The following is a 21,729-nucleotide window of genomic DNA, read 5'->3' on the forward strand; positions in this document are numbered from 1 at the left end:
CGAGCAGTTTGGTTCGCATCTGGCATCGCCTGAATCAAGTGACTTATACAGCGCATTTTGCTAGGGACTTTGTCGTCTCAGTACAAGAACAGAAGTATTCATCACAGGGTTAATACCGGAGTTACCTCATGCAAACGGCCCAAAACGAACAACAAACCACCGGCGTGACTGGCGCAACTGGAATTGGTGGCGCAGCAGCCGGTAGCTTGCAACAGAGCCTTGCCGCTGCTGGTGTCTCGTACCAGGACTACAAGCTGATCCGTCGCAACGGCTCGGTGGTGGCGTTCGAGCCGAACAAGATTGCCGTGGCCGTGACCAAGGCCTTCCTGGCCGTCAACGGTGGCCAGGGCGCCGCATCGGCCCGCGTGCGCGAGCTGGTGGAACAACTGACGCAGTCCGTGGTGCGCGCGCTGGTGCGCAGCCGCCCGAATGGCGGCACCTTCCATATCGAAGACGTGCAGGATCACGTGGAACTGGCGCTGATGCGCTCGGGCGAGCATGAGGTGGCCCGTGCCTATGTGCTGTACCGCGAAAAGCGCACGCAAGAGCGTGCCCAGGCCAACGCGCAGGCCGTGGCCCGCGTGCAGGAATCCGGCGTGTCGTTCAACGTGACCGACAACGGCGCAACGCATCAGCTGGATCTGGCGGCGCTGCACGCGCTGATCGACAACGCCTGCAGCGGCCTGGGCAATGCTGTCAGCGCCGAGCCGATCCTGAAGGAAACGCTCAAGAACCTGTACGACGGCGTGCCGATGACGCAGGTCTACGATTCGGCCATCCTGGCCGCGCGTACGCTGATCGAGAAGGACCCGGCCTACAGCCAGGTAACCGCCCGTATCCTGCTGCACACGATCCGCAAGGAAATCCTGGGCGCCGAAGTAACCCAGACCGAAATGTCGACGAAGTACGCCGAGTACTTCCCGAAGTTCATCGCCCGCGGTATCCAAGCCGAACTGCTGGACGAAAAGCTGGCCACGTACGACCTGGTGCGCCTGGGCGCCGCGCTGGACGCCTCGCGCGACTTCCAGTTCAACTACCTGGGCCTGCAGACGCTGTACGACCGCTACTTCCTGCACGTTGACGAAGTGCGCATCGAAATGCCGCAGGCCTTCTTCATGCGCGTGGCCATGGGCCTGGCGCTGGAAGAAAAGGACCGCGAAGCCCGCGCCATCGAGTTCTACCAGCTGCTGTCGTCGTTCGACTTCATGTCGTCCACGCCGACGCTGTTCAACTCGGGCACGCGCCGCTCGCAGCTGTCGTCGTGCTACCTGACCACGGTGTCGGACGACCTGGAAGGCATCTACGAAGCCCTGAAGGAAAACGCGCTGCTGTCGAAGTTCGCCGGCGGCCTGGGCAACGACTGGACCAACGTCCGCGCGCTGGGCTCGCACATCAAGGGCACCAACGGCAAGTCGCAGGGTGTGGTGCCGTTCCTGAAGGTGGTGAACGACACGGCCGTGGCCGTGAACCAGGGCGGCAAGCGCAAGGGCGCGGTTTGCGCGTACCTGGAGACATGGCACCTGGACATCGAGGAATTCCTGGAACTGCGCAAGAACACCGGCGACGACCGCCGCCGCACGCACGACATGAACACGGCCAACTGGATTCCGGACCTGTTCATGAAGCGCGTGATGGAAAACGCTGAATGGACGCTGTTCTCGCCGGCCAACTGCCCGGACCTGCACGACAAGGTCGGCAAGGCATTCGAGCAGGCCTACCTGGGCTATGAAGCCCGCGCGGCCAGCGGCGAGCTGAAGCTGTTCAAGAAGGTGCCGGCCATGCAGCTGTGGCGCAAGATGCTGGGCATGCTGTTCGAGACCGGCCATCCGTGGATCACGTTCAAGGACCCGTGCAACATCCGCAGCCCGCAGCAGCACGTGGGTGTGGTGCATAGCTCGAACCTGTGCACGGAAATCACGCTGAACACGAACGAGAGCGAAATCGCCGTGTGCAACCTGGGTTCGGTGAACCTGGTGGCCCACCTGAAGCAGCAGACCGACGGCACGCACGTGCTGGACCACGCCAAGCTGCAGAAGACGATCCGCACCGCGATGCGCATGCTCGACAACGTGATCGACATCAACTACTACGCGGTGGAGAAGGCGCGCAACTCGAACCTGCGCCACCGTCCGGTGGGCATGGGCATCATGGGCTTCCAGGACTGCCTGCACGTGCTGCGCACGCCGTACGCCAGCGACGCCGCGGTGAAGTTCGCCGACACGTCGATGGAAGCGGTCTGCTACTACGCGTACCACGCATCGACCGAACTGGCCGAAGAGCGTGGCCGCTACAGCACCTACCAGGGCTCGCTGTGGGACCGTGGCATCCTGCCGCAGGACTCGCTGAAGCTGCTGGCTGAAGAGCGCGGCGGCTACCTGGAAGTGGACATGTCGTCGTCGATGGACTGGGACAGCCTGCGCGCCCGCATCAAGCAGCACGGCATGCGCAACTCGAACTGCATCGCGATCGCCCCGACCGCGACCATCTCGAACATCATCGGCGTGTCCGCCTGCATCGAGCCGACGTTCCAGAACCTGTACGTGAAGTCGAACCTGTCGGGCGAATTCACGGTGGTGAACGACTTCCTGGTGCGCGACCTGAAGGCGCGCGGCCTGTGGGACGAAGTGATGGTTGCCGACCTGAAGTACTTCGACGGTTCGCTGGCCCGCATCGACCGCATTCCGCAAGACCTGCGCGACATCTACGCCACGGCCTTCGAGGTGGAGCCGACCTGGCTGGTGGAAGCCGCAAGCCGCCGCCAGAAGTGGATCGACCAGGCCCAGTCGCTGAACATCTACATGGCCGGCGCGTCGGGCAAGAAGCTGGATGACACGTACAAGCAGGCCTGGCTGCGCGGCCTGAAGACCACGTACTACCTGCGCACGATGGCCGCCACGCACGTGGAGAAGTCCACCGTGTCGCGCGGTTCGCTGAACGCGGTGTCGTCGGGTGCCGACGGCCAATCGGGTATCGACGCGGCCGCCGCAGCAGCCCCGGCCATGCCGGAAGCCGAAGGCGCGGTCTGCACGATGCGCCCGGGCGACGCCGGATTCGACGAGTGCGAAGCCTGCCAGTAACACATTGAATCACCCTCGGTCTGTTCCCCTTTCCCGCTGTGCGGGAGGGGGTGCCGGGGGAGAGGGCGGACGCGTCGAACGCCAAGGCGCCACGCCAAAGCCGCCCCCGTAACCGAATCTTGGAGAACACAACATGCTGAGCTGGGACGACGACGTTCAAGCCACGCCGCAAGCTGCCCCGCAGCCTGCCCTGCAACCCGCCGCGCCGTCCGCCACGCTCGACCAGCAAGGCGTACTGCCGCCGGCCGCCACGGCGTCGTCGGGCATCCTTGGCAACAACCCGAACGCCGCCGCCGTCCAGAGCTCGCGCCGCGTGAACGCCGCCGACAAGCGCGTGATCAACGGCGCCACCGACGTGAACCAGCTGGTGCCGTTCAAGTACAAGTGGGCGTGGGAAAAGTACCTGGCCGGCTGCGCCAACCACTGGATGCCGCAGGAAATCAACATGTCGCGCGACATCGCCCTGTGGAAGGACCCGAACGGTCTGACCGAGGACGAGCGACGCATCATCAAGCGCAACCTGGGCTTTTTCGTGACGGCCGACTCGCTGGCCGCCAACAACATCGTGCTGGGCACCTACCGCCAGATCACGGCGCCGGAATGCCGCCAGTACCTGCTGCGCCAGGCCTTCGAGGAGGCCATCCACACGCACGCGTACCAGTACATCGTGGAGTCGCTGGGCCTGAACGAAGCCGAGATCTTCAACGCGTATCACGAAGTGCAGTCGATCCGCGACAAGGACGAGTTCCTGATCCCGTTCATCGACACGCTGACCGATCCGTCGTTCAAGACCGGCACGCCGGAGAACGACCAGAAGCTGCTGAAGAGCCTGATCGTCTTCGCCTGCATCATGGAAGGCTTGTTCTTCTACGTGGGCTTCACGCAGATCCTGGCCATGGGCCGTCAGAACAAGATGACCGGTGCCGCCGAGCAGTACCAGTACATCCTGCGCGACGAGTCGCTGCACTGCAACTTCGGCATCGACCTGATCAACCAGATCAAGCTCGAGAACCCGCACCTGTGGACGCCCGAGTTCAAGGCCGAGATCACCGAGCTGTTCAAGAAGGCCGTGGACCTGGAATACCGCTACGCCGAGGACACCATGCCGCGCGGTGTGCTGGGCCTGAACGCTCCGATGTTCAAGGGCTACCTGCGCTACATCTGCAACCGCCGCTGCCAGCAGATCGGCCTCGAGCAGCTGTTCCCGAACGAGGAAAACCCGTTCCCGTGGATGAGCGAGATGATCGACCTGAAGAAGGAACGCAACTTCTTTGAAACGCGCGTGATCGAGTACCAGACCGGCGGCGCGCTGTCGTGGGACTGACCGATTGAAGGGTCGGCTGCAAAGCGGTAACTACATGTATTGAACAGTCCACGCAGCCGGGACGGGTGAGGAACGGCCATCGGGTGAGAGCCCGGTGGCCGTTTTTCTTTTGCGGCAGGGAACGCGCCGGTGGGACAGAAACCGGGCGGGTGCCCGGTCATTGATCGCTCAATCCGCCGTCGCCCCCGACCGCTTCACCACCGTCGACCACTTCTTGATCTCGCTGTCGACGAACTTGCCGGTTTCGGCCGGCGTCATCGGCATCGGCTCCGAGCCGCGGTCGGTGATGAACTTGTGCAGTTCGGGCGATTGCAGGGCCTTCACCGTCTCCGCATTGAGCTGGGTGACGATGGTCGGCGGGGTGGCAGCCGGGGCCATCATCACGGCCCAGCCTAGCGCCTCGAAGCCCGGCACGCCCTGTTCGCGCACGGTTGGCACCGATGGCAGTTGCGGCACGCGCCTGGCCGTGGTCACGGCCAGCGGCAGCGCCTTGTTGGTCTGGATCAACGGCATGGCGGCGGTGACCGAGTCCACCATCAGCGGAATCTGGTTGCCCAGGAAGTCGGCCTGGGCCGGGCCGCTGCCCTTGTACGGGATATGGACGATGAAGGTGCCGGTCTGCGCCTTGAGCATCTCGGCCGACAGGTGCTGCGTGCCGCCGATACCCGCGCTGGCATAGCTGTACTTGCCCGGCGCGGCCTTGGCCTTGGCGATCAGGTCGCGCAGCGACGTGAAGCCCGATTGCGGCGTGGCCAGGAACACCAGCGGCACCGAAAACACGCCCGACACCGGCGCAAAGTCCTGGCGCGGGTCGTAGTTGAGCTTCTTGTACAGCGTCTGGTTGATCGCCATGGCGCTGCCGGCCATGACGATTGTGTAGCCGTCGGCCGGGGCCTTGGCGGCCACTTCCATGCCGATGTTGCCGCCGGCGCCTGCGCGGTTCTCAACGATCACCGACTGGCCAAGCTGCTTGCCGAGCTTTTCGGCCAGGGCGCGGGCGAAGATGTCGGTGGCTTGTCCGGGCGGAAACGGCACGATGAGCTTGATGGGCCGGTCGGGCCAGGCGGCGTGGGCGGTGCCGGCGGCGGCCAGCAGCAGGGCGGCCAGCGTACGGGCGGCGAGCGCGGGGCCGGCAAGGGGGCGCAACGACTTCAAGGGGGATCTCCTCAACGGGTTGGAATGGCGATGACGTCTTTGTCCGTGGCGTCTTTTTTGCTCTTTTGACCAGATTCTACGCGTGCTTCGCTTTCAGAGTCGCCTCAAAGACGCCACGCAAATGGCCGCATACGATCGTTCGCGGATCCCAACCAAAGAGAACGACACGATGCGAGCCGTTGTAGTGCAGCAGCTGGGCGAAGTCCCGCGCCATATCCCGTTCCACGACCCAGAACCGCGTCCCGGGGAAATCCTGGTGCGGATGTGCGCCGCGGTGATCCGGCTGGCGGACCTAGCCATCGCACGCGGGCACCACGCGTGCATGCCGCTGGAACTGGCTTATATCTGCGGGCGCGATGGCGTTGGCTACCTGGCCGACGGGCAGCGCGTGTACATTCGCGCGGGCCGCAGCCCATTCGGGGCGATGGCCGAGTTCGTGCCGGCCGAATGGGTGGTGCCGGTGCCCGACGAGGTGGATTCTGCCGCCGCCGCATTGGTCGGGCCGGCGCTGGCGGCATGGCTGCCGCTGGCGATGGGCGCGGACCTGCCCCCCGGCGAGACGGTGCTGATCTTGGGCGCGTCGGGGCTGGCTGGCTGGCTTGCGGTGCAGGCGGCCAGGCTTCAGGGTGCCGGGCGCATCATCGTGGCGGCGCATCGGATCGACCTGCCGACGATGCCGGAGGCCGATGCGCTGATCGACCTCGGCCAGGCGCCAAGCCTGATGCAGCATGCGTTTGCCACCCATGCCGCCGATGGCATCGACGTGGTGCTCGATTTTGTCTGGGGCGAGACGCTGGAATTGCTGATGTCCGCCCTTGTCCAGGCGGGAGGCACGCCGGCCTTGCTGGCCGACCACGGTACGCGGGTGGTGTCCGTCGCCGACCGCCGGGCGGCCAGCATGATGCTGGCGCCCACGGCTTGCGCGATTCACGTGCGATGCTGATAGGCTGCGGTCCCGCCAATCATCCTTCCGCTGAAGATCTGCGGGTTCTGGTGGAGGACGTGCTGTGCTGCATGCGCGCCGGTTACCTGTCGATCGATGCGCCACAGCCATTGCCGATGAGCGAGGTGGCGGCCGCCTGGCGGCTGGCGGGCGAACCCGGGCCGCGTGTGGTGCTGACGCTCGATTGAGCTACCGCCTGGCGCCCCGCCCGAGAGGGCCGGGCGCGCCGGGGCAGCAGGGTGGGATCAGGCGGCCTTGCGTTGGTCCGCCGGCATTGCACCTTCGGTCTTGCGCTCGCCGCCGAGCGCGTCGGTCAGATCGGTCAGCAGGCCCGCCAGTTCGCCGGCCATCAGCGCGAAATCGGCATCAAAGCGTTCGTTTTCGTCGTGGAGCGTGCCGTCGGCCTGTTCCTTGATCACGTCGAGCGGATTGACGCGCTTGACCGCGAGTGCATCGGTCAGCACGAACGACACGCGGTCGTTCCAGGTCATGGCCAGCCGCGTGCAGCGCTTGCCGGCTTCGATATGGCGACGCAGGTCCTCGGGATCGAGCGGATGGCGCACGTAGCGCACGGTCGCCTTGGTCTCGCTGCTCGATTGCAGTTCGATTTCCTGGTCGACCGTGAAGCCGGCTGGCGCGGTGTCGGTAGCCAGCCACTCGGTCATGGCCGCGACCGGCGAGAGATTGACCTGCAGGCCCACCACCGGCAGCGGGTCGATGGCCTTGAACAGCATGCCGCGCACTTCGTCGGCCTTGGCCGTGCCAGCCGCGTCGATGGCCAGCCAGCCATTGACGGGGTCGATCCACACGCGCGTGTCGCGGCGGATGCTGAAGGCGCGCGGCAGCAGTTCCTCGGTGACCTGTTCCTTCAGTTCCTTCAACTGCTTGCGGCCCGGCTTGAAGCCTTGCTGCTCTTCGATTTCGGCGGCACGGGCCTTGGTCACCTGGTTGACCACGGTGGCGGGCAGCAGCTTCTTCTCGGTGCGCAGCACCAGCAGCATCTGCTTGTTGACGCAATGCACGAGCTGGTCGTTGTCGCGCGGCGACGCCCAGCCCTGGGTCTGCATTTCAAGGCTGGTGCCCGGATAGAACGCGTGTTTGGCCAGGCAGGCCTCCACATCTTCGACACTCAGCGTCCACGGGGCGGAGAAACGATGAATCTGGAGATTCTTGAACCACATGAGAATTCGGCCTCGCGTACGGTTGGAAAATTGGCAAGGGACGAATTCTAACGGCTCGACGCGGGCCTGAAACGAAGAAAAACGGCGCCCATGTTACGGAATGCAAGAGTCCCGCAACATGGGCGCCATGTGGTAGGTGCCGGGTGGGTGCCGGATACGCGAGGGCCGTGCGCCGGCCCTGCCATCCCGGTTGGCCCGGACCCGCCTGTCAGATATCCAGCTTCGAGATCTTGGTGCCTTCCAGGCTCAGGCCGGCCATCAGGCCCGCGTTGGTCATGGCAAAGCCGATGATCGGCTGCTGGGCGGTATTGGTGTCGATCTGGCCGTTGGCGCCGATCGTGGCCAGTGCCACCGTGGCGTCCGCGCCAACCTGCCAGCCGCTGCTGCGCACAAACTTGTCGTAGGCGTCCTGCGTCATGAACATCAGGATGAACGCCTTGGACTGTGCGCCGATCTGCCAGCCGACCGATCCCGAAATGGCCCGGTAGTAGCCCCGGTCCGCACCGCCGGAGCGCAGCACGCCGTCGCCGTACTCGCCGCCGACGATAAAGCCTGCCGACAGCAGTTTCGGGAAGATCAGGATGCCCTTGGCCTTGGCGCCGAGATCCCGCGCGCCGTTGGCGGTGGAATAGAGCCGGTTCAGCGTATCGGTGGCGCCCGTGTCGATCTCACGGCGTTTGGACGCCGCGTCGCCCGAGTCCTTGGGGCCGGTAAAGCTGCATCCTGTAAGCGACAGGGCGCCCACGGACAGGCCGGTAAGGCCGACAAGCCCAGCGCTGCTGGCGGACAGGAAGGTTCGACGTTTCATTATTTCCTCCAGGAGGGTTCATGTGTTGCAACCGCCTCTAAAGCATAGGCGCGCAAGGCACATCCGCAAATGCGATTTTGTCTGACACGGAGGACAGGGGCCTCTGACATGACTTGGTCATACTTTCTTGCAAATCGGGGGAACTTGTCCCGGAACTCGACCGATAACATACCGGTCTGTCGAGCATGCATCAGCCAAATGCCCCCTTTCCCATGTCCCACCTGATTTCCACCCGCAAGGCCGATTCCCAGTCGTCGATTTCCCATGCTGCAGTGCAGCGTCCACGTGGTTGGCTGCGCGCCGCCGCACTCGCCACGCCCCTGGCGGCGCTGCTGCTGGCGGCCTGTGCATCCCAGCCTGCAGTGGAGACTGCCGAAGCCAAAGAGGAATCGGCGCAGATGAACTCCGGCTGGCAGGCCGAGCGCGCCAAATATATGGATTGCGTGCAGGACAAGGCCAGCGATGGCGCCAAGGGCAAGGGCACCTCGAAGGAGGTGGCGGCCGGGGCGATCGATTTGTGCAAGGGCCAGCTGAAGGTCATGCACGACGCCTTCCAGTCGTACCTGTCGGCGCAGATGAGCAGTGCGCACGGCCAGACCAGCGCCCGCCAGGCCGCCGAGCGCGTGACCACGGATACCCGCGAGAAGGCCCGTACCTACCTGACGCGCTACGTTGAAGTGGAGCGCTACAAGGCGGGTCAGCGCTGAGCGCGGTTCCGCCTCTTACCCCCTCCTCCTTCGCTGTCACGCTTCCGCGTTACAGCATCGCCAGCGGCTGCGCGTGACGCGGCGGCGGGAACAGCGTGTCCAGTTCGGCCAGCTGTTCCGGCGTCAGCGTGATGTCCAGCGCGCCAAGGTTCTCGCGCAGGCGGTCGCGCTGACCGGTCTTGGGAATCGCAATGATGTCGTCCGATGCGAGCAGCCAGGCCAGTGCGGCCTGCGCCGGGGTCATCCCATGCTGCGCCGCAAAGCCCTTCAGGCCGGCGTTGCGTAGCAGCCGGGCCTGCTCGATTGGCGAATAGGCCAGGACTGGCACGTTGCGTTCGCGCAACCATGGCAGCAGGTCGAACTCGATGCCGCGCCGGCTCAGGTTGTAGAGCAGCTGATTTACCGCCACGGCGTCGCCGCCTGGGGTGTCCCAGAATTCCTCCATATCAGACAGGTCGAGGTTGCTGACGCCGAAATGGCGGATCTTGCCGGCCGCCTGCAGCGCCTGGAATGCCTCGATCGTGTCCTCGAACGGCACGTCGCCCCGCCAGTGCAGCAGATACAGGTCCAGATGGTCGGTGCCCAGTCGGCGCAAGCTGCGCTCGCAGGCAGCCACGGCGCCCCTGCGGCTGGCGTTGTGCGGATAGACCTTGCTGACCAGAAAGGCGTCGTCGCGGCGGCCGGCCAGTGCTTCTCCGACCAGCGACTCCGACAGGCCTTCGCCATACATCTCGGCGGTATCGATCAGCCTCAGGCCCATGTCCAGGCCCATTTGCAGTGTGGCGATTTCCTCGGCGCGCGTGGCGCGGTGGTCGCCGATATTCCAGGTGCCCATGCCCAGCGCGGGAACGCGCTCGCCGCCGGGCAGCGTGACTTGCTTCATGCGATGCCTCCGGTATCGGGAAACTAGCCCTCCACACTAGAGAACATCGTCACGCGGCACAAGCACGCCGCCCGCACGGCACTTTTTACCTGGCTGCAGCAATCGGCGCCGCGCGGGCTCGCCAGGGATCAGCGGTGCTGGTGCCGGAATTCCTGCGTCTTGCCGCCATAGCCATAGGCGGCCGCGCGTGCATCGATCACATAGATATAGGACACCTCGTTGACGTCACCGATCAGCGCTGCCAGCGCAGCGTACGACTGGCGCAGGTACTCGGCCTTCTCGGCCTTGGTGTTGGTCTCGTCGGTCACGCTGATATCGAGCTGGAAGGCGTTGCGCCCCTTGTCGTGCTCGGACAGCGGCTTGCCACCAATGAACCACTGCTCGCGCGGGATAAACGTCACGGTCGTGGCAATGACCGGGGCTTCCTTGCCCAGCACACGCTGGGTGAGTTCGCCCACCACGGCCACTGCGCGGCGCGTCAGTTCGGTATCGGGATGACCGGAAATCTGCAGGGATACGTGGGGCATGACTGGCTCCTTTCGGGTTGGACTTCACGTTGCGGCGCGCTTGCATGTTTGCGTGGTTGCGTGCTGCGGTGATGTCATCGTAGGGGCTACCTTGAAATCGGAAAAGCGGGAATATACGATGTCATCTATCGGATTAGCCGAAACTTTAAAAGCATGCGTGGATTTGAAACGGACCAGCTCCGGACCTTTGTGGCCGTTGCCGAGAGCGGCAGCCTGTCGGCCGCCGCGCCCAGGCTGTTCCTGTCGCAATCGTCGGTCAGCGAGCAGCTGCGCAAGCTGGAAGAGCGGGCCGGCGTGCCGCTACTGACACGCGGCAAGAAGGGGGCGGCCGTGACGCCGGCCGGTGCCCGGCTGCTGGACTATGCCCGGCGCATCCTGTCGCTGAACGAACAGGCGCTGGCGGAACTGCGCGGCCAGACGCTCGATGGCGAGTTGCGGCTGGCGGTGACGGACTATTTCCGCCCGGGCGAGATTGCCGGCATGCTGCGGAGGCTGCGTGACCGCTATCCCTACCTGAAACTGCACGTCACGGTCATGAAGAGTGCCGCCATCGAGGCGGCGGCCGAGATGGATGCGTTCGATATCGGGCTGAGCATGCGGCTGATCGGCGCACGCGGCGCGGACAAGACCTCGGGCGCCACGCGCGGCGGCACGGTGCTGCGGCGCGAGGCCCTGGCATGGGTGGCCGCGCCGGAGATTTCCGAGGCGCCCCAGGTCACGCTGCCGCTGGTGCTGCTGCCCGATACCTGTTCGATGCACCAGTTCGTCGTGCAGTTGCTGATGCGGCGCCGGCGCGAATTCGAGATTGCGCACTCGGCCTCGGGCGTGGCGGGGCTGCATCTGGCGCTGGCGGCGGGGCTGGGCGTGTCGTGCCTCAACGCATCGGCCATCGGGCCCGGCGTGACGCCGCTCGATGCGGCGGGCGTGGCCGGCTGGAAGCTGCCCGCGCTGCCCGCGGCGGAGTTCTATCTATTAGGAGCGCGCCGGGGCGAGAGTGAATTCACCGGCCAGGCCCGGAAGGCGCTGGCGGAGCAATTTGGCTGAACGGCCAGGTCGTGCCAGGTCAGGTTGCCCGTGCTCAGGTCTCGCTCCACTGCCGCAGGAGGTTGTGATAGCAGCCGATTAGGCTGCGGCGCGCGCGCTCGTCGGCGTTGGTCTGGTTGAGCGTCTGGATCGCGTTGTCCATGTCGAATAGCAGCGCGCGCTGGCCGTCGTCGCGAATCAGGCTCTGGATCCAGAAGAAACTGGCCACCCGCGTGCCGCGCGTGATCGGTGTCACCTGGTGCAGGCTGGTGGCGGGGTAGATCACCATGTCGCCGGCGGCCAGCTTGACCCCGTGCACGCCGTAAGTGTCTTCCACCTGCAACTCGCCGCCGTCGTAGCTGGCGGGGTCGGACAGGAACAGCGTGGCCGACACATCGGTGCGCAGCTTGCGTCCGTTGTGCGGATGGATGCGCACGCCGCCATCGACATGGGCGCCGAACGTCATGCCCTCGCTGTATCGGTTGAACATTGGCGGATAAACGATGTTCGGCAGCACCGCACTAATAAAGAGCGGGTGACGCTCCAGCGCGGACAGGATCAGGTGCTGACACTGCGCCGCCACTTCCGACCGTTCGTCGATCTGCTGGTTGAACTTGACCGGCGCGCCGGAATAGCCGGCCGACACGCGGCCATCCACCCACGCGTCGCCGGCATGCTCCAGCTGGGCCAGCACCACGGCCACCTGCTCGGCGTTGAGAACCTTCGGAATACGAACCAGCATCGGAGAAATCCGGTTGGGGCCGCCCGGTGTCATCCGGAGCCGGCCGTGGCAAGACAGCCAGGCGCGGCGTGCGGCCCCGGCGGCGCTTACATGCGATAGGTGAACGACAGCATCGCGGTACGGCCCGTGCCCGGCACCGACCGGCCGCCGTCCGACTGGATCAGCGCATCGTAATACTTCTTGTCGAAGATGTTGAACAGATTCAGGCGCACATCGTACTTGGGCTGGTGGTAGGCGATCATGCCGTCCCAGCGCACAAAGCCGCCAACCTGCACCGTATTGGTATTGTTGGCATAGCGCTGTGACATGTAGAACGCCCCGCCGCCCACTTCCCAGCTTGGCAGGATGGAATAGCTGGTCCATGCCGTGGCCGTGTGCTTGGGCGTGTTGGTCGGCACCATGCCCTGCGTGCCGGCGGCGATGCCGCTCTTGATCTCGGCGTCCAGGTAGGTATAGCCCGCGAACACCTGCCACTTCGGCGTGATGCGGCCGGTTACGCCGGCGCGGAAGCCGTCCACCTGGATCTTGCCGGTGAGCGCATAAGTGGTGGCGTCGATCTGGCTGCGCGCGTTGTCCTTGGTGATGCGGAAGATGGCCGACGTCACCGACAGATTTCCGCTCATCAGATCCCACTTGCCGCCAGCCTCGTAGGCCTTGTTCTTCTCGGGGTCCAGCGACTGCTGGCCCACCGTGCCGACCAGCTGTTCCAGCGACGGATTGAACGACGTGCCGTAGGAAATGTAGTACGACTGCGCTTCGGTCGGCTGCCAGATGCCGCCCAGGCGCACGCTGGTGAAGTGAACGTCCTGGTTCGCGTTGGCCAACGCGGTGTTGCCGGTCGTGTTGCCGGAATTGATCGAGTTGCTGATGCTGGCGATGTACTTGTCGTAGCGCAGGCCGGCCACCGCTTTCCATTGCTTCGAGAACTCGATCGAGTCGTTGGCGTAGACGGCCACGGTGTTCGCCGAGCCGCCCTGCAGGTTGCCGGTGCGGGTGGCCACGCTGCCCGGCGAGTCCTGGTACGGCGGGTCGATGACCGGCGTGCAGGCCACGAAGCCGGACGTACCCGTTGTCGGGTTCAGCGCCGTGCTGCCGCAACTGCCGTTGCGGTAGTAGTTCTGGTTGTTGTAGCCGTCGTGGCCCAGCTCCAGGCCGGTCAGCAGCGTGTGCTTGACCGGGCCCGTATCGAACTTCGCGGTCAGCTCGGTCTGGTTGAAGATCGAGTAGTCGCGGATGTTGCGGTCATGGCTCTGCTGGCGCACGTACAGCTGAGACAGCGGCAGGTTGGTGGTCGTCAGCGCGGTAAAGGCGCCCGCTGCGTTGATCGATCCCACGGCGTTCGGCGCGGTCTCGCGCGCGTCGGTTTCCACATAGTTGAACGCGGTGACGTTGCGCAGGCGCAGGTTGGGCGAGAACTTGTGATCGATGGCGCCGTTAAGCGACACGATGTTCTGGCGCGTGCGGTCGTTGTTGAAACCGTAGAACGTATTGCGGTCGACCTTGACGGGGTGGCCATTGATCGCGGGCAGGCCGTAGTCGGGCATGTCCTCGTTGTGCTGGAGCAACGCCGACAGGGTGATCTCCGTCGAAGTTCCGATGCCAAAACGCCACGACGGCGCGATGCCGAAATCCTGCACGGTCATTTCGTCGCGCGTGCTCGGCTTGCCGTCCTGGGCCATTGCCGAGATGCGGAAGGCCGAGGTGTCGCCGGTGGGCGTGTTCACGTCCGCCGTGGCGCGCACCAGGCCATTGGTGGTGACCGATCCGGTGACTTCGGTGGCGGCCTGCAGCTTGGGCTTCTTGGTGACCTGGTTGATCACGCCGCCCGTGGAGCCACGCCCGAACAGCATCGATGACGGACCCATCAGTACTTCGACCTGGTCCAGCGCGAAGGTGTCGCGGTAGTACTGGCCGCGGTCGCGGAAGCCGTCCAGGTAGATGTCGGTGCGCGCGGAGAAGCCGTTCAGGTTGATGTTGTTGCCGATCTGGCCGCCCTCGGCGCCGCCGATGGTGATGCCGGGCACGTTGCGCAGCGCATCGGCCAGCGAACTCGCCCCCTGCGATTCCATCAGCGCCCGGTTCACGATCGTGACCGATTGCGGCACGTCGCGCAGGTCAGCCGGCAGCTTCGACAACTGGCTGCCCGCAGGGTTGAAATCGTCACGCGATGCGGCGCCCTGGACAGTCACTTCGCGCAGCGTCTGCGGCGCGGATTCAGCCTTGGCGGGCGTCGCAGGCGCGGCGTTGGGGGCGGCGGTGGCAGCGGGCGCGGCGGGCACCTGCTGCGCGGGCTGGACGGCTTGCTGCGCGAAGGCGGCGGGTGCGGCAAAGAGGGCCACCAGCGCGGTGGCCACAGGGGTGCGACGGAGCATTGTCAGTTCCAGTGCGCCCCGTACTGCCGGGCCCTTTACCGGCTTCACCACCGGGGCTAATGTTCGGGCGATCGGGAATATAAATAGGAACTATTCTCGTTGCAATCGCGTTGCGTGGCGCTCACAGACACGCTGCGGCAAGGTCAGTTGTCTGAAAGTTCAAACATCACTGGCCGCCCCCTGCGCCATACAGGGCAGTGTTGCGCACATTGCATGCGCGATATGTCGAATCTGACAAGGTTCGGACACCATGCAAGCGGCCCGCATGTCGCGGGCCGCTTGCAGACATATGACCACCCGGACGGGTGATCTCATCCAAAATAGTTTTGGGCAGGGCGCTGGCCGGCCATTGGCGTTGCCACCGGCGCGGCCATTTCGCACCGCCCCAGCATCAATCCGCTGTCATGTTGGCGTTCTTGGCGATACGGCCAAGACGCTCGCGCTCCGATTTGATGAAGGCCACGAAGCTCTCCACCGAACCACCCGCCGGCTCGATACCGTTCTGGATCAGGCGCTCGCGAATTTCGGCGTTCTGCATGCCGGCCGTCAGTTCCGCATTGAGCTTCTTGATGATCGCGGGATCGGTGCCCTTCGGCGCGAAGATGCCGGCCCAATGGCCGATGCGGACTTCAGGCAGGCCCTGCTCGGCGGTGGTGGGGATGTTCGGTGCGGCGGGCATGTGCTTGTCCCACGTCGCACCCAGCGCCTTGAGCTTGCCGGCCTTGATCTGCGGCAGCACCACGATCGATGCCTCGGACGTGGCGGCCACCTGGTTGCCGATCACGGCGGTGATGCTCTCCGAGCCGCTCTTGTAGGGCACCACGGTCAGCTGCGCGCCTTTTTCCTTAAGCATTTCTTCGACGAAATGCGGCGTGCTGCCGCTGCCGGCGGTGGCAAATGGCACGCCACCCTGCTTCTTGGAATACTCGACCAGCTCCTTCACGTTGTTCACCGGCAGCGACGGCGATGCCACGATCACCGACGGGCTGACCGCGATTAGCCCCACAGGCACCAGGTCGTCGGGCTGGTAGGGCATCTTCGTGCGGATCAGGCTGTTGGTGACGGTGCCCACGGCACCCACCAGGAACGTGTAGCCATCCGGCTTGCTCTTGGCCACGTAGTCGGCACCGACGATGCCGCCGGCACCCGGGCGGTTCTCGATCACCACGGGCTGGCCAATCCGCTTGCTGACGGCTTCGGCACCGGCGCGCGCGACGAGGTCATTGGCGCCACCGGCGGTGAACGGTACGACGAACTTGATCACGTGGTTGGGCCAGGCATCGGCGGCGTGGGCCGTGGTGGCCATCAGCGAGGTGGCGGCGAGCGCCAGGGCCAGCGTGCGGCCGCGCGGGGAGAAATGCATGCTTCGTCTCCGGTAGTTGTTGTAGAGGATCGGGGGTTCGATCTTACCGAAGGAAGCTGTCAGTTTGCTGAACGTGTGGGTGGCGTCCTTTTTGCTCTCTTTCGCTCTCTGTCTGGCTCGCCGTTTGCGGCGATCCATGGTGCCTCTCTCCCGCCCGGGGAAAGAGGCAGCCCATGATGGCATCAGGACGTCACTGCTGGCGCACCCACGTCTGCGTCCGGCCAATCAGGCTGATGCCGATGAAGCCGCGCACGTTGAGCTTCTTGCCCTCGTCGGCCATCGACATCTTGCACTTGTAAAGCTTGCCGGTCTCGGGGTCCAGGATCTCGCCGCCGGTCCACTCGTTGTCGCCGGTCTTGCGCAATCCGGTGAGCAGCGTCATGCCGATGATGGGCTGGTCCTTGCGCGCGTCGGTGCATTTGTCGCACACCTTGGGCGGGCCCTCGGCAGGCACTAGGCTCTTCACGAGCTTGCCGCTGTACACGCCGTCCTTCTCGGCAATCTCGATCACGCCGCGCGGCTTGCCGGTGGCGTCGTCGATCGTGTGCCAAGTGCCCGACGGGGTGGCTTGCGCCATGGCAAATGCACTGGTGGCAAGTGCGGCGGCGAACGCGGCGGCACGGGCGGTATTGCGAAGCAGGGCGCGAGGGTCGGTCATGCGCATGAAGATCTCCAGTTCAATGTCGCGATGGCGGATTCACCAGATCGCGGCGCGGGGGTTTGCCGGTCGGCAAGGGCTGCGGCCAGCCTGCAAGACTGACACGCAAGCCGTACACGACGTGCAGGATGTCGATGCCAGGTCCGGACGGTAACGGCGGTTCGCAATGAACCGCGTTCGTGTTGGCTGGCATCGCCATCGCGCGACGCCAATCTACTGGCGCCGGCCGTTCGCCGCAATCTCCAGCATCGGTTTGCGTACGCACCAGAGCGTACCGCACCACTGCCTGTCATCGCCCGCCGGGCGGCGCCCAGCGCGGATTTTGTCCTGCAACAAGCACCGCGCAGGAAGCGTACCCGAGACATTCCTCTAGCCGGTCGGACGTTGGCGCAATCGCGCCACACAGGCACGCGACGGCATCGGTAGGAACCCCAATGCCGACATGCGGCAACGGATCAATGATCGCGCCTGGCCGATGGTTGACATGACAGCGGGTTGCCGGCGCCAACGCGGCGCCGATGGCAGCCGATGATGGCGACCGCCAACCGCATCGCAGAGCGAATCGCAGCGCGGAGGGCGGATCGAATCGCAGCGCGAAGGATGGATGCCTGGCAGGCTGAGTCGATGGCGCGTGCAACGACGGTGACGGTGGCCGTCGTGGCGACCGGTCGAGCGACCGACACGGCGCGATGCCGGACGAGCGCGATGCCGTGACCACCAGTTCGTACGTGCGCCGACACATCATCGACCGCGCGACTGATGTCAAAACGCGGGTGTCGACACACGTCGAACAGAGAAACCGTTGCGTAGGCGCATCACTCTTTCGTCGTGCTCGCGCAACTGTCCGATCGACGCACGCGAGACCAGCGTGTGCATCCGCACGACCGTCGCGCGATCCGCTTGTCGCAGTGATCGCGCGCGTCGCGCAATCGCACCGAAGCGTGATCGTCGACACCCACCATCGCGTTGCGCGATGCTGCCCGCAGACGCGCGGGCGTATGCTTGCGCGTGCGTCGGAAAGCCAATATTCATGCGGGTTTCCAGTCAGCGCTGGACGATGCGAAGCGGCGTCGCGAAGTCATGGATGGGCGTGCCGCGCATGCCGTGCGACGAAGTGCGCGCAGGGATCGAACACACGTTGCGCGGTACCTTCGCGAGGTGTTCTTCGACCACCGAAACACACGCGTGATGGAACTTCATTCGGTGTGTGCGCGTCATGATGAGAGAGCGTATCGATGGTGTCGTGATCGGAGTGCGCGCGTGAATTAGATCGATTCGTTCTTGCGCGCAAGTTTTTTTGCACTTTTTTCTTAACATCATCGAACAAACGAATTATGATTCGCCTTGACAAGAGTCTCACTTCATTGCATCGATGTGTTTGACGAAGCGAGCGTCGCAAGAAGGTAAGCAAGAAGCAACGATGACGCGATGCTTCGTCGCAGTGAATGCGGGTAGCCGAGGAGCACCAGAACTTTGACGCAGACCGGGCCGATCAGGCTTCTTACAACGCGTGCAGTCTCCTGTAGCCCAGTAACGGGATGGGCAAGCTACCCCCGTAGAATTACCGTCTGCAGTGCGCGAGGCCAAGCCCGTGCTGCAGGCCTGCTGACCGATATCTCCTCTATTCAGGTTGCGCGCCGACACGATGGTCGGCGCGGGCCAATCGAATATTCCAGGGCACGGCATGCCCGGGAAATCCGCCTGTACGCTGGCTTTGCAGCCAGCGCGCGGATTTTGCGCTGCCGTGAAGACACCGCGCTGCGCGACACGAGTCGCGGCGGTATCCCTGCCACCGAATTCATTAGCGTGCGGTTCAAGCTGTCGTGCGCCGATGAATCGCTCGCTCGGTTGGGGCATGCATCCATGCGCCTCGGATCGGTCGGGTCGTCCATTTAGGTCATTCGATATTTCACGCTAGTGAAGGAGTTATCCATGGCAACTGCTGCAAAGAAAAAGCCGGCCGCCAAGAAGGCTGCCAAGCCGGCCGCCAAGAAGGCCGCTGTGAAGAAGGTCGCCGCCAAGAAGGCTGCACCGGCCGCCAAGAAGGCTGCTGTGAAGAAGGTTGCTACGAAGAAGGTAGCCGCCAAGAAGGTCGCCGCCAAGAAGGCTGCTCCGGCCGCCAAGAAGGCCGCAGTGAAGAAGGTTGCCGCCAAGAAGGTCGCAACCAAGAAGGTCGCCGCCAAGAAGGCAGCACCGGCCAAGAAGGCCGCAGTGAAGAAGGTTGCCGCCAAGAAGGTTGCAACCAAGAAGGTCGCCGCCAAGAAGGCAGCACCGGCCAAGAAGGCTGCAGTGAAGAAGGTTGCTGCCAAGAAGGCTGCACCGGCCAAGAAGGCTGCTGCTGCCAAGAAGGCTGCTGCGAAGCCTGCTGCCAAGAAGGCTGCCGCAAAGCCGGCTGCCAAGAAGGCCGCTGCGAAGCCTGCTGCCAAGAAGGCCGCTGCAAAGCCTGCTGCGAAGCCGGCCGCCAAGCCTGCTGCGAAGAAGGCTGTCGCCAAGAAGCCGGCTGCGAAGAAGGCTGCCAAGCCCGCTGCTGCTCCGGCCGTTGCACCTGCTGCTGCTGCACCCGCCAAGACCGCGCTGAACCCGGCAGCGGCCTGGCCGTTCCCGACGGGCAACCGTCCGTAATTGCCTCGCCTTCGTGCGAGCGATCACTACCGGGAAACGCCTGGGCACGCATTGCGTGCCACACTGACCGGATACGCCGTATCCGGTCCGCAAGACAGCGAGTCTTGCCAACCCGCCGATGGCCTTCGTGCCCGGCGGGTTTTTTATTGGCCGTGTTGGCCGCGCCAAATGAAAAACGCCGCGGCCCAAGGGCACGCGGCGTTTCTTTCTGACAGGCGTGTAATGATCTTAGTGCGAGACGCGTGTCACGCCTCCCGAAGACAGCAGGCGCACGCGGTCGCCGGGACGGAATACCTCGTCGGCTTCCTGGGTGATCGCCCGCATGTCGCCATCTTCGAGCTGCACCGTGATTTCCAGGCCGCGGCGCTGCGTGATGCGATTCTCGGCAGCGCTGCCGACAATGCCGCCAAGCACCGCGCCCAGCAGGCCGGCTGCCACGGATCCGCCGCCGCTGCCGATGGTGCTGCCCGCCGCGACGCCGCCGATCGCACCGCCGGCCAGCGTGCCGGCGCCCGTGGAGCCGCCCTGGATCATGACTTCGCGCACACCCTGGACCACGCCATAGCGCACCGTCTGTTCCCGCTGCGCCTGGCCGGGTGCGTAGACACTGCCGGAATTCGAGTAGTTGGCACACCCGCCGACCAGCGCCGCGGTGGCCAGCACCACGACACCGCCGATTCGTAGGATCTGATTCATCGCAACTCCCGTCTGAGTGTCGCGCCCTTCGTCGTCGCCCGGTGTGCGCGGTTTACCGTTTCATCTTAGGCGTATTGGTAACCGAACGCCGCCGCGAAGCGGCTGCCGATCTCCTCACGCGAAATCCAGTGATTCTGGGGGCCCTGTTGGGCAATCTTGAGCGCACCCATCAGCGATGCGAGGCGGCCGGTGGTTTCCCAGTCCATGCCTTGCTCGATACCGTAGAGCAGGCCGCCGCGGAAGGCGTCGCCACAACCGGTGGGGTCAACCACGCGTTCGGCCTGCACGGCCGGGATGGCGTATTGCTGGCCATCGGCAAAGATGCTGGCGCCACGTTCGCCGTGCGTCACGATGAACGCGCGCACCTTGGCGGCCACTTCGGCGCTGGTCCAGGCGGTGCGGGACAGCATGACCTGAGCTTCGTAGTCATTGACCGTCACGTAGCTGGCGAGTTCAATGAACGCGCGCAGGTCCTCGCCGTTGAACAGCGGCATGGCCTGGCCCAGATCGAAGATGAACGGAATGCCTGCCTCGGCGAACTGTTGTGCGTGGTGCAACATGCCTTCACGGCTGTCCGGCGCCACGATGCCCAGTGCCGGACGCTTGCCGGCGCCCAGCGCGTCCTGCACGGTGTTGACCTGCGACTGGCCCATCGCACCGGGGTGAAATGCGGTGATCTGGTTGTTGTCCAGGTCGGTCGTGATCATGGCCTGCGCCGTGAACGTGTCGGGCAGCGTACGGATATGGTCGGTGCTGATGCCCAGGTCGCGCAGGTACTGCAGGTACGGGTCGGCATCCTGGCCCACGGTGGCCATCACGATCGGATCGCCGCCCAGCATCTTGAGCGTGTAGCCGATGTTGCCGGCGCAGCCGCCGAACTCGCGCCGCATGCCCGGAACCAGAAACGAAACGTTCAGCATGTGGATCTGGTCCGGAAGAATGTGTTCACGGAACCGCCCGTCGAACGTCATGATGGTGTCGTAGGCGACGGAACCGCAGATCAGGCTGGACATCTCTTCTCCAAATGGCCCCGACGGGCCGCAACAGATACGTTAAATAATTCCGCCCGTGCATGACGGGCGGGAGCGCTTGCGCAACTGTGTTCTACCGCACAGATTATTTCAGTGCAGCCAGAGCAGCGTCGTAATTCGGTTCCTGCTTGATTTCGGGCACCAGCTCGCTGTACTTCACGGCGTCGCTTTCGTCGACCACCACCACGGCACGCGCGCACACGCCGGCCAGCGGGCCACTCTTGATATCGACGCCGTAGGCGTTCTTGAAGTCAGCGCCGCGCATCGTCGACAGCGTCACCACGTTGCTCAGGCCTTCGGCGGTGCAGAAGCGGCCCATGGCGAACGGCAGGTCGGCCGAGATGGTCAGCACCACGGTGTTGGCCAGGCTGCTGGCGGCCTCGTTGAACTTGCGTGCCGACGCCTGGCAGACGGGCGTGTCCAGGCTCGGGACGATGTTCAGCACTTTGCGCTTGCCTGCGAAGTCAGCCAGCGTCACGTCCTTCAGGTCCTTGCCGACCAGCGAGAAGGCCGGGGCCTTGTCGCCAGCCTGGGGAAACTTGCCGCCAACTTCGATGGCGTTGCCGCCAAGGGTCACATTGCTCATGGTTGCTCCTGTCAGAAAGTACGGCCCGCCG

General features: G+C 64.6%; 19 protein-coding genes. 6 read left to right on the plus strand and 13 right to left on the minus strand.

Going from position 1 to position 21,729, the window contains the following annotated elements; all coding sequences use genetic code 11:
• Positions 1-128: 128 nt before the first annotated feature.
• Together CYJ10_RS06290 and CYJ10_RS06295 are read left to right on the plus strand one after the other, a co-directional pair.
• Positions 129-3,077: a ribonucleoside-diphosphate reductase subunit alpha gene (locus CYJ10_RS06290; protein WP_101680653.1), complete on the plus strand. Its 2,949-nt coding sequence runs from the start codon at positions 129-131 to the stop codon at positions 3,075-3,077.
• Positions 3,078-3,210: 133 nt separating this feature from the next.
• Positions 3,211-4,401 carry a ribonucleotide-diphosphate reductase subunit beta gene (locus CYJ10_RS06295; protein ID WP_101680654.1) on the plus strand — a complete coding sequence of 397 codons (1,191 nt, stop codon included), beginning with the start codon at positions 3,211-3,213 and terminating at the stop codon, positions 4,399-4,401.
• Positions 4,402-4,569: 168 nt separating this feature from the next.
• On the opposite strand, the gene CYJ10_RS06300 is transcribed toward CYJ10_RS06295, so the two are convergent.
• Positions 4,570-5,556: a tripartite tricarboxylate transporter substrate binding protein gene (locus CYJ10_RS06300; RefSeq protein ID WP_374703231.1), complete on the minus strand. Its 987-nt coding sequence runs from the start codon at positions 5,554-5,556 to the stop codon at positions 4,570-4,572.
• 169 nt (positions 5,557-5,725) lie between these two features.
• Between CYJ10_RS06300 and CYJ10_RS06305 the strand changes: the two genes are divergently transcribed.
• Positions 5,726-6,499 carry a zinc-binding alcohol dehydrogenase family protein gene (locus CYJ10_RS06305; protein WP_257993116.1) on the plus strand — a complete coding sequence of 258 codons (774 nt, stop codon included), beginning with the start codon at positions 5,726-5,728 and terminating at the stop codon, positions 6,497-6,499.
• A gap of 245 nt (positions 6,500-6,744) precedes the next feature.
• Here the strand turns inward: CYJ10_RS06305 and CYJ10_RS06310 are convergent, their stop codons facing one another.
• Together CYJ10_RS06310 and CYJ10_RS06315 are read right to left on the minus strand one after the other, a co-directional pair.
• Positions 6,745-7,680 carry a recombination-associated protein RdgC gene (locus CYJ10_RS06310; RefSeq protein ID WP_101680655.1) on the minus strand — a complete coding sequence of 312 codons (936 nt, stop codon included), beginning with the start codon at positions 7,678-7,680 and terminating at the stop codon, positions 6,745-6,747.
• 208 nt (positions 7,681-7,888) lie between these two features.
• Positions 7,889-8,488, minus strand: a complete 600-nt coding sequence (locus CYJ10_RS06315; RefSeq protein WP_101680656.1) for a BPSL1445 family SYLF domain-containing lipoprotein — start codon at positions 8,486-8,488, stop codon at positions 7,889-7,891.
• A 212-nt stretch (positions 8,489-8,700) separates the two neighbouring features.
• On the opposite strand from CYJ10_RS06315, the gene CYJ10_RS06320 reads away from it, so the two are divergent.
• Complete coding sequence (locus CYJ10_RS06320; protein ID WP_257993119.1) at positions 8,701-9,195, plus strand: hypothetical protein; 495 nt, start codon at positions 8,701-8,703, stop codon at positions 9,193-9,195.
• 49 nt (positions 9,196-9,244) lie between these two features.
• Here the strand turns inward: CYJ10_RS06320 and CYJ10_RS06325 are convergent, their stop codons facing one another.
• Positions 9,245-10,078 (minus strand): aldo/keto reductase, encoded by an 834-nt coding sequence (locus CYJ10_RS06325; RefSeq protein WP_101680657.1) that lies wholly within the window; start codon positions 10,076-10,078, stop codon positions 9,245-9,247.
• A gap of 128 nt (positions 10,079-10,206) precedes the next feature.
• On the minus strand, positions 10,207-10,605 hold the full coding sequence (locus tag CYJ10_RS06330; protein WP_101680658.1) for a tautomerase family protein: 399 nt from the start codon (positions 10,603-10,605) through the stop codon (positions 10,207-10,209).
• Between the two features lie 153 nt (positions 10,606-10,758).
• Here CYJ10_RS06330 and CYJ10_RS06335 point away from each other — a divergent pair, with 153 nt between their 5' ends.
• Complete coding sequence (locus CYJ10_RS06335; protein ID WP_101680659.1) at positions 10,759-11,649, plus strand: LysR family transcriptional regulator; 891 nt, start codon at positions 10,759-10,761, stop codon at positions 11,647-11,649.
• Positions 11,650-11,683: 34 nt separating this feature from the next.
• Here the strand turns inward: CYJ10_RS06335 and CYJ10_RS06340 are convergent, their stop codons facing one another.
• The 5 genes from CYJ10_RS06340 to CYJ10_RS34040 form a co-directional block, all read right to left on the minus strand.
• The gene (locus CYJ10_RS06340; RefSeq protein ID WP_101680660.1) at positions 11,684-12,370 is read right to left on the minus strand and encodes a Fe2+-dependent dioxygenase; all 687 of its coding nucleotides are present in this window, start codon (positions 12,368-12,370) and stop codon (positions 11,684-11,686) included.
• Between the two features lie 86 nt (positions 12,371-12,456).
• On the minus strand, positions 12,457-14,742 hold the full coding sequence (locus tag CYJ10_RS06345) for a TonB-dependent receptor (RefSeq protein WP_101680661.1): 2,286 nt from the start codon (positions 14,740-14,742) through the stop codon (positions 12,457-12,459).
• Between the two features lie 391 nt (positions 14,743-15,133).
• Complete coding sequence (locus CYJ10_RS06350) at positions 15,134-16,105, minus strand: Bug family tripartite tricarboxylate transporter substrate binding protein (protein ID WP_101680662.1); 972 nt, start codon at positions 16,103-16,105, stop codon at positions 15,134-15,136.
• 190 nt (positions 16,106-16,295) lie between these two features.
• Complete coding sequence (locus CYJ10_RS06355) at positions 16,296-16,769, minus strand: DUF2147 domain-containing protein (protein WP_101680663.1); 474 nt, start codon at positions 16,767-16,769, stop codon at positions 16,296-16,298.
• A 1,038-nt stretch (positions 16,770-17,807) separates the two neighbouring features.
• The gene (locus CYJ10_RS34040) at positions 17,808-17,963 is read right to left on the minus strand and encodes a hypothetical protein (protein ID WP_180862851.1); all 156 of its coding nucleotides are present in this window, start codon (positions 17,961-17,963) and stop codon (positions 17,808-17,810) included.
• Between the two features lie 732 nt (positions 17,964-18,695).
• Between CYJ10_RS34040 and CYJ10_RS06365 the strand changes: the two genes are divergently transcribed.
• Positions 18,696-19,385, plus strand: coding sequence for a histone H1-like DNA-binding protein (locus tag CYJ10_RS06365; RefSeq protein ID WP_101680664.1), 690 nt, complete (start codon positions 18,696-18,698; stop codon positions 19,383-19,385).
• 228 nt (positions 19,386-19,613) lie between these two features.
• Here CYJ10_RS06365 and CYJ10_RS06370 read toward each other — a convergent pair whose 3' ends face one another.
• The 3 genes from CYJ10_RS06370 to tpx all read right to left on the minus strand — a co-directional run bounded on the left by CYJ10_RS06370 (position 19,614) and on the right by tpx (position 21,698).
• Positions 19,614-20,081 (minus strand): outer membrane lipoprotein, encoded by a 468-nt coding sequence (locus CYJ10_RS06370; protein WP_101680665.1) that lies wholly within the window; start codon positions 20,079-20,081, stop codon positions 19,614-19,616.
• Positions 20,082-20,146: 65 nt separating this feature from the next.
• The gene (locus tag CYJ10_RS06375) at positions 20,147-21,094 is read right to left on the minus strand and encodes a carbohydrate kinase family protein (protein ID WP_101680666.1); all 948 of its coding nucleotides are present in this window, start codon (positions 21,092-21,094) and stop codon (positions 20,147-20,149) included.
• Between the two features lie 103 nt (positions 21,095-21,197).
• Complete coding sequence (gene tpx / locus CYJ10_RS06380; RefSeq protein WP_101680667.1) at positions 21,198-21,698, minus strand: thiol peroxidase; 501 nt, start codon at positions 21,696-21,698, stop codon at positions 21,198-21,200.
• Positions 21,699-21,729 lie beyond the last annotated feature (31 nt).

Source organism: Cupriavidus pauculus (genome assembly GCF_002858765.1).
GTDB lineage: Bacteria > Pseudomonadota > Gammaproteobacteria > Burkholderiales > Burkholderiaceae > Cupriavidus > Cupriavidus pauculus_B.

What these genes read in the sequence shown, in the direction of transcription:
- CYJ10_RS06305 (WP_257993116.1), top strand. Translation starts at nt 5,726, where the DNA reads ATGCGAGCCGTTGTAGTGCAGCAGCTGGGCGAAGTCCCGCGCCATATC.
- CYJ10_RS06365 (WP_101680664.1), top strand. Translation starts at nt 18,696, where the DNA reads ATGGCAACTGCTGCAAAGAAAAAGCCGGCCGCCAAGAAGGCTGCCAAG.
- CYJ10_RS06340 (WP_101680660.1), bottom strand. Translation starts at nt 12,370, where the DNA reads ATGCTGGTTCGTATTCCGAAGGTTCTCAACGCCGAGCAGGTGGCCGTG.
- CYJ10_RS06315 (WP_101680656.1), bottom strand. Translation starts at nt 8,488, where the DNA reads ATGAAACGTCGAACCTTCCTGTCCGCCAGCAGCGCTGGGCTTGTCGGC.
- tpx (WP_101680667.1), bottom strand. Translation starts at nt 21,698, where the DNA reads ATGAGCAATGTGACCCTTGGCGGCAACGCCATCGAAGTTGGCGGCAAG.
- CYJ10_RS06310 (WP_101680655.1), bottom strand. Translation starts at nt 7,680, where the DNA reads ATGTGGTTCAAGAATCTCCAGATTCATCGTTTCTCCGCCCCGTGGACG.
- CYJ10_RS06350 (WP_101680662.1), bottom strand. Translation starts at nt 16,105, where the DNA reads ATGCATTTCTCCCCGCGCGGCCGCACGCTGGCCCTGGCGCTCGCCGCC.
- CYJ10_RS06295 (WP_101680654.1), top strand. Translation starts at nt 3,211, where the DNA reads ATGCTGAGCTGGGACGACGACGTTCAAGCCACGCCGCAAGCTGCCCCG.
- CYJ10_RS06370 (WP_101680665.1), bottom strand. Translation starts at nt 20,081, where the DNA reads ATGAATCAGATCCTACGAATCGGCGGTGTCGTGGTGCTGGCCACCGCG.
- CYJ10_RS06355 (WP_101680663.1), bottom strand. Translation starts at nt 16,769, where the DNA reads ATGCGCATGACCGACCCTCGCGCCCTGCTTCGCAATACCGCCCGTGCC.
- CYJ10_RS06335 (WP_101680659.1), top strand. Translation starts at nt 10,759, where the DNA reads ATGCGTGGATTTGAAACGGACCAGCTCCGGACCTTTGTGGCCGTTGCC.
- CYJ10_RS06320 (WP_257993119.1), top strand. Translation starts at nt 8,701, where the DNA reads ATGTCCCACCTGATTTCCACCCGCAAGGCCGATTCCCAGTCGTCGATT.
- CYJ10_RS06375 (WP_101680666.1), bottom strand. Translation starts at nt 21,094, where the DNA reads ATGTCCAGCCTGATCTGCGGTTCCGTCGCCTACGACACCATCATGACG.
- CYJ10_RS06330 (WP_101680658.1), bottom strand. Translation starts at nt 10,605, where the DNA reads ATGCCCCACGTATCCCTGCAGATTTCCGGTCATCCCGATACCGAACTG.
- CYJ10_RS06325 (WP_101680657.1), bottom strand. Translation starts at nt 10,078, where the DNA reads ATGAAGCAAGTCACGCTGCCCGGCGGCGAGCGCGTTCCCGCGCTGGGC.
- CYJ10_RS06345 (WP_101680661.1), bottom strand. Translation starts at nt 14,742, where the DNA reads ATGCTCCGTCGCACCCCTGTGGCCACCGCGCTGGTGGCCCTCTTTGCC.
- CYJ10_RS06290 (WP_101680653.1), top strand. Translation starts at nt 129, where the DNA reads ATGCAAACGGCCCAAAACGAACAACAAACCACCGGCGTGACTGGCGCA.
- CYJ10_RS34040 (WP_180862851.1), bottom strand. Translation starts at nt 17,963, where the DNA reads ATGAAGTTCCATCACGCGTGTGTTTCGGTGGTCGAAGAACACCTCGCG.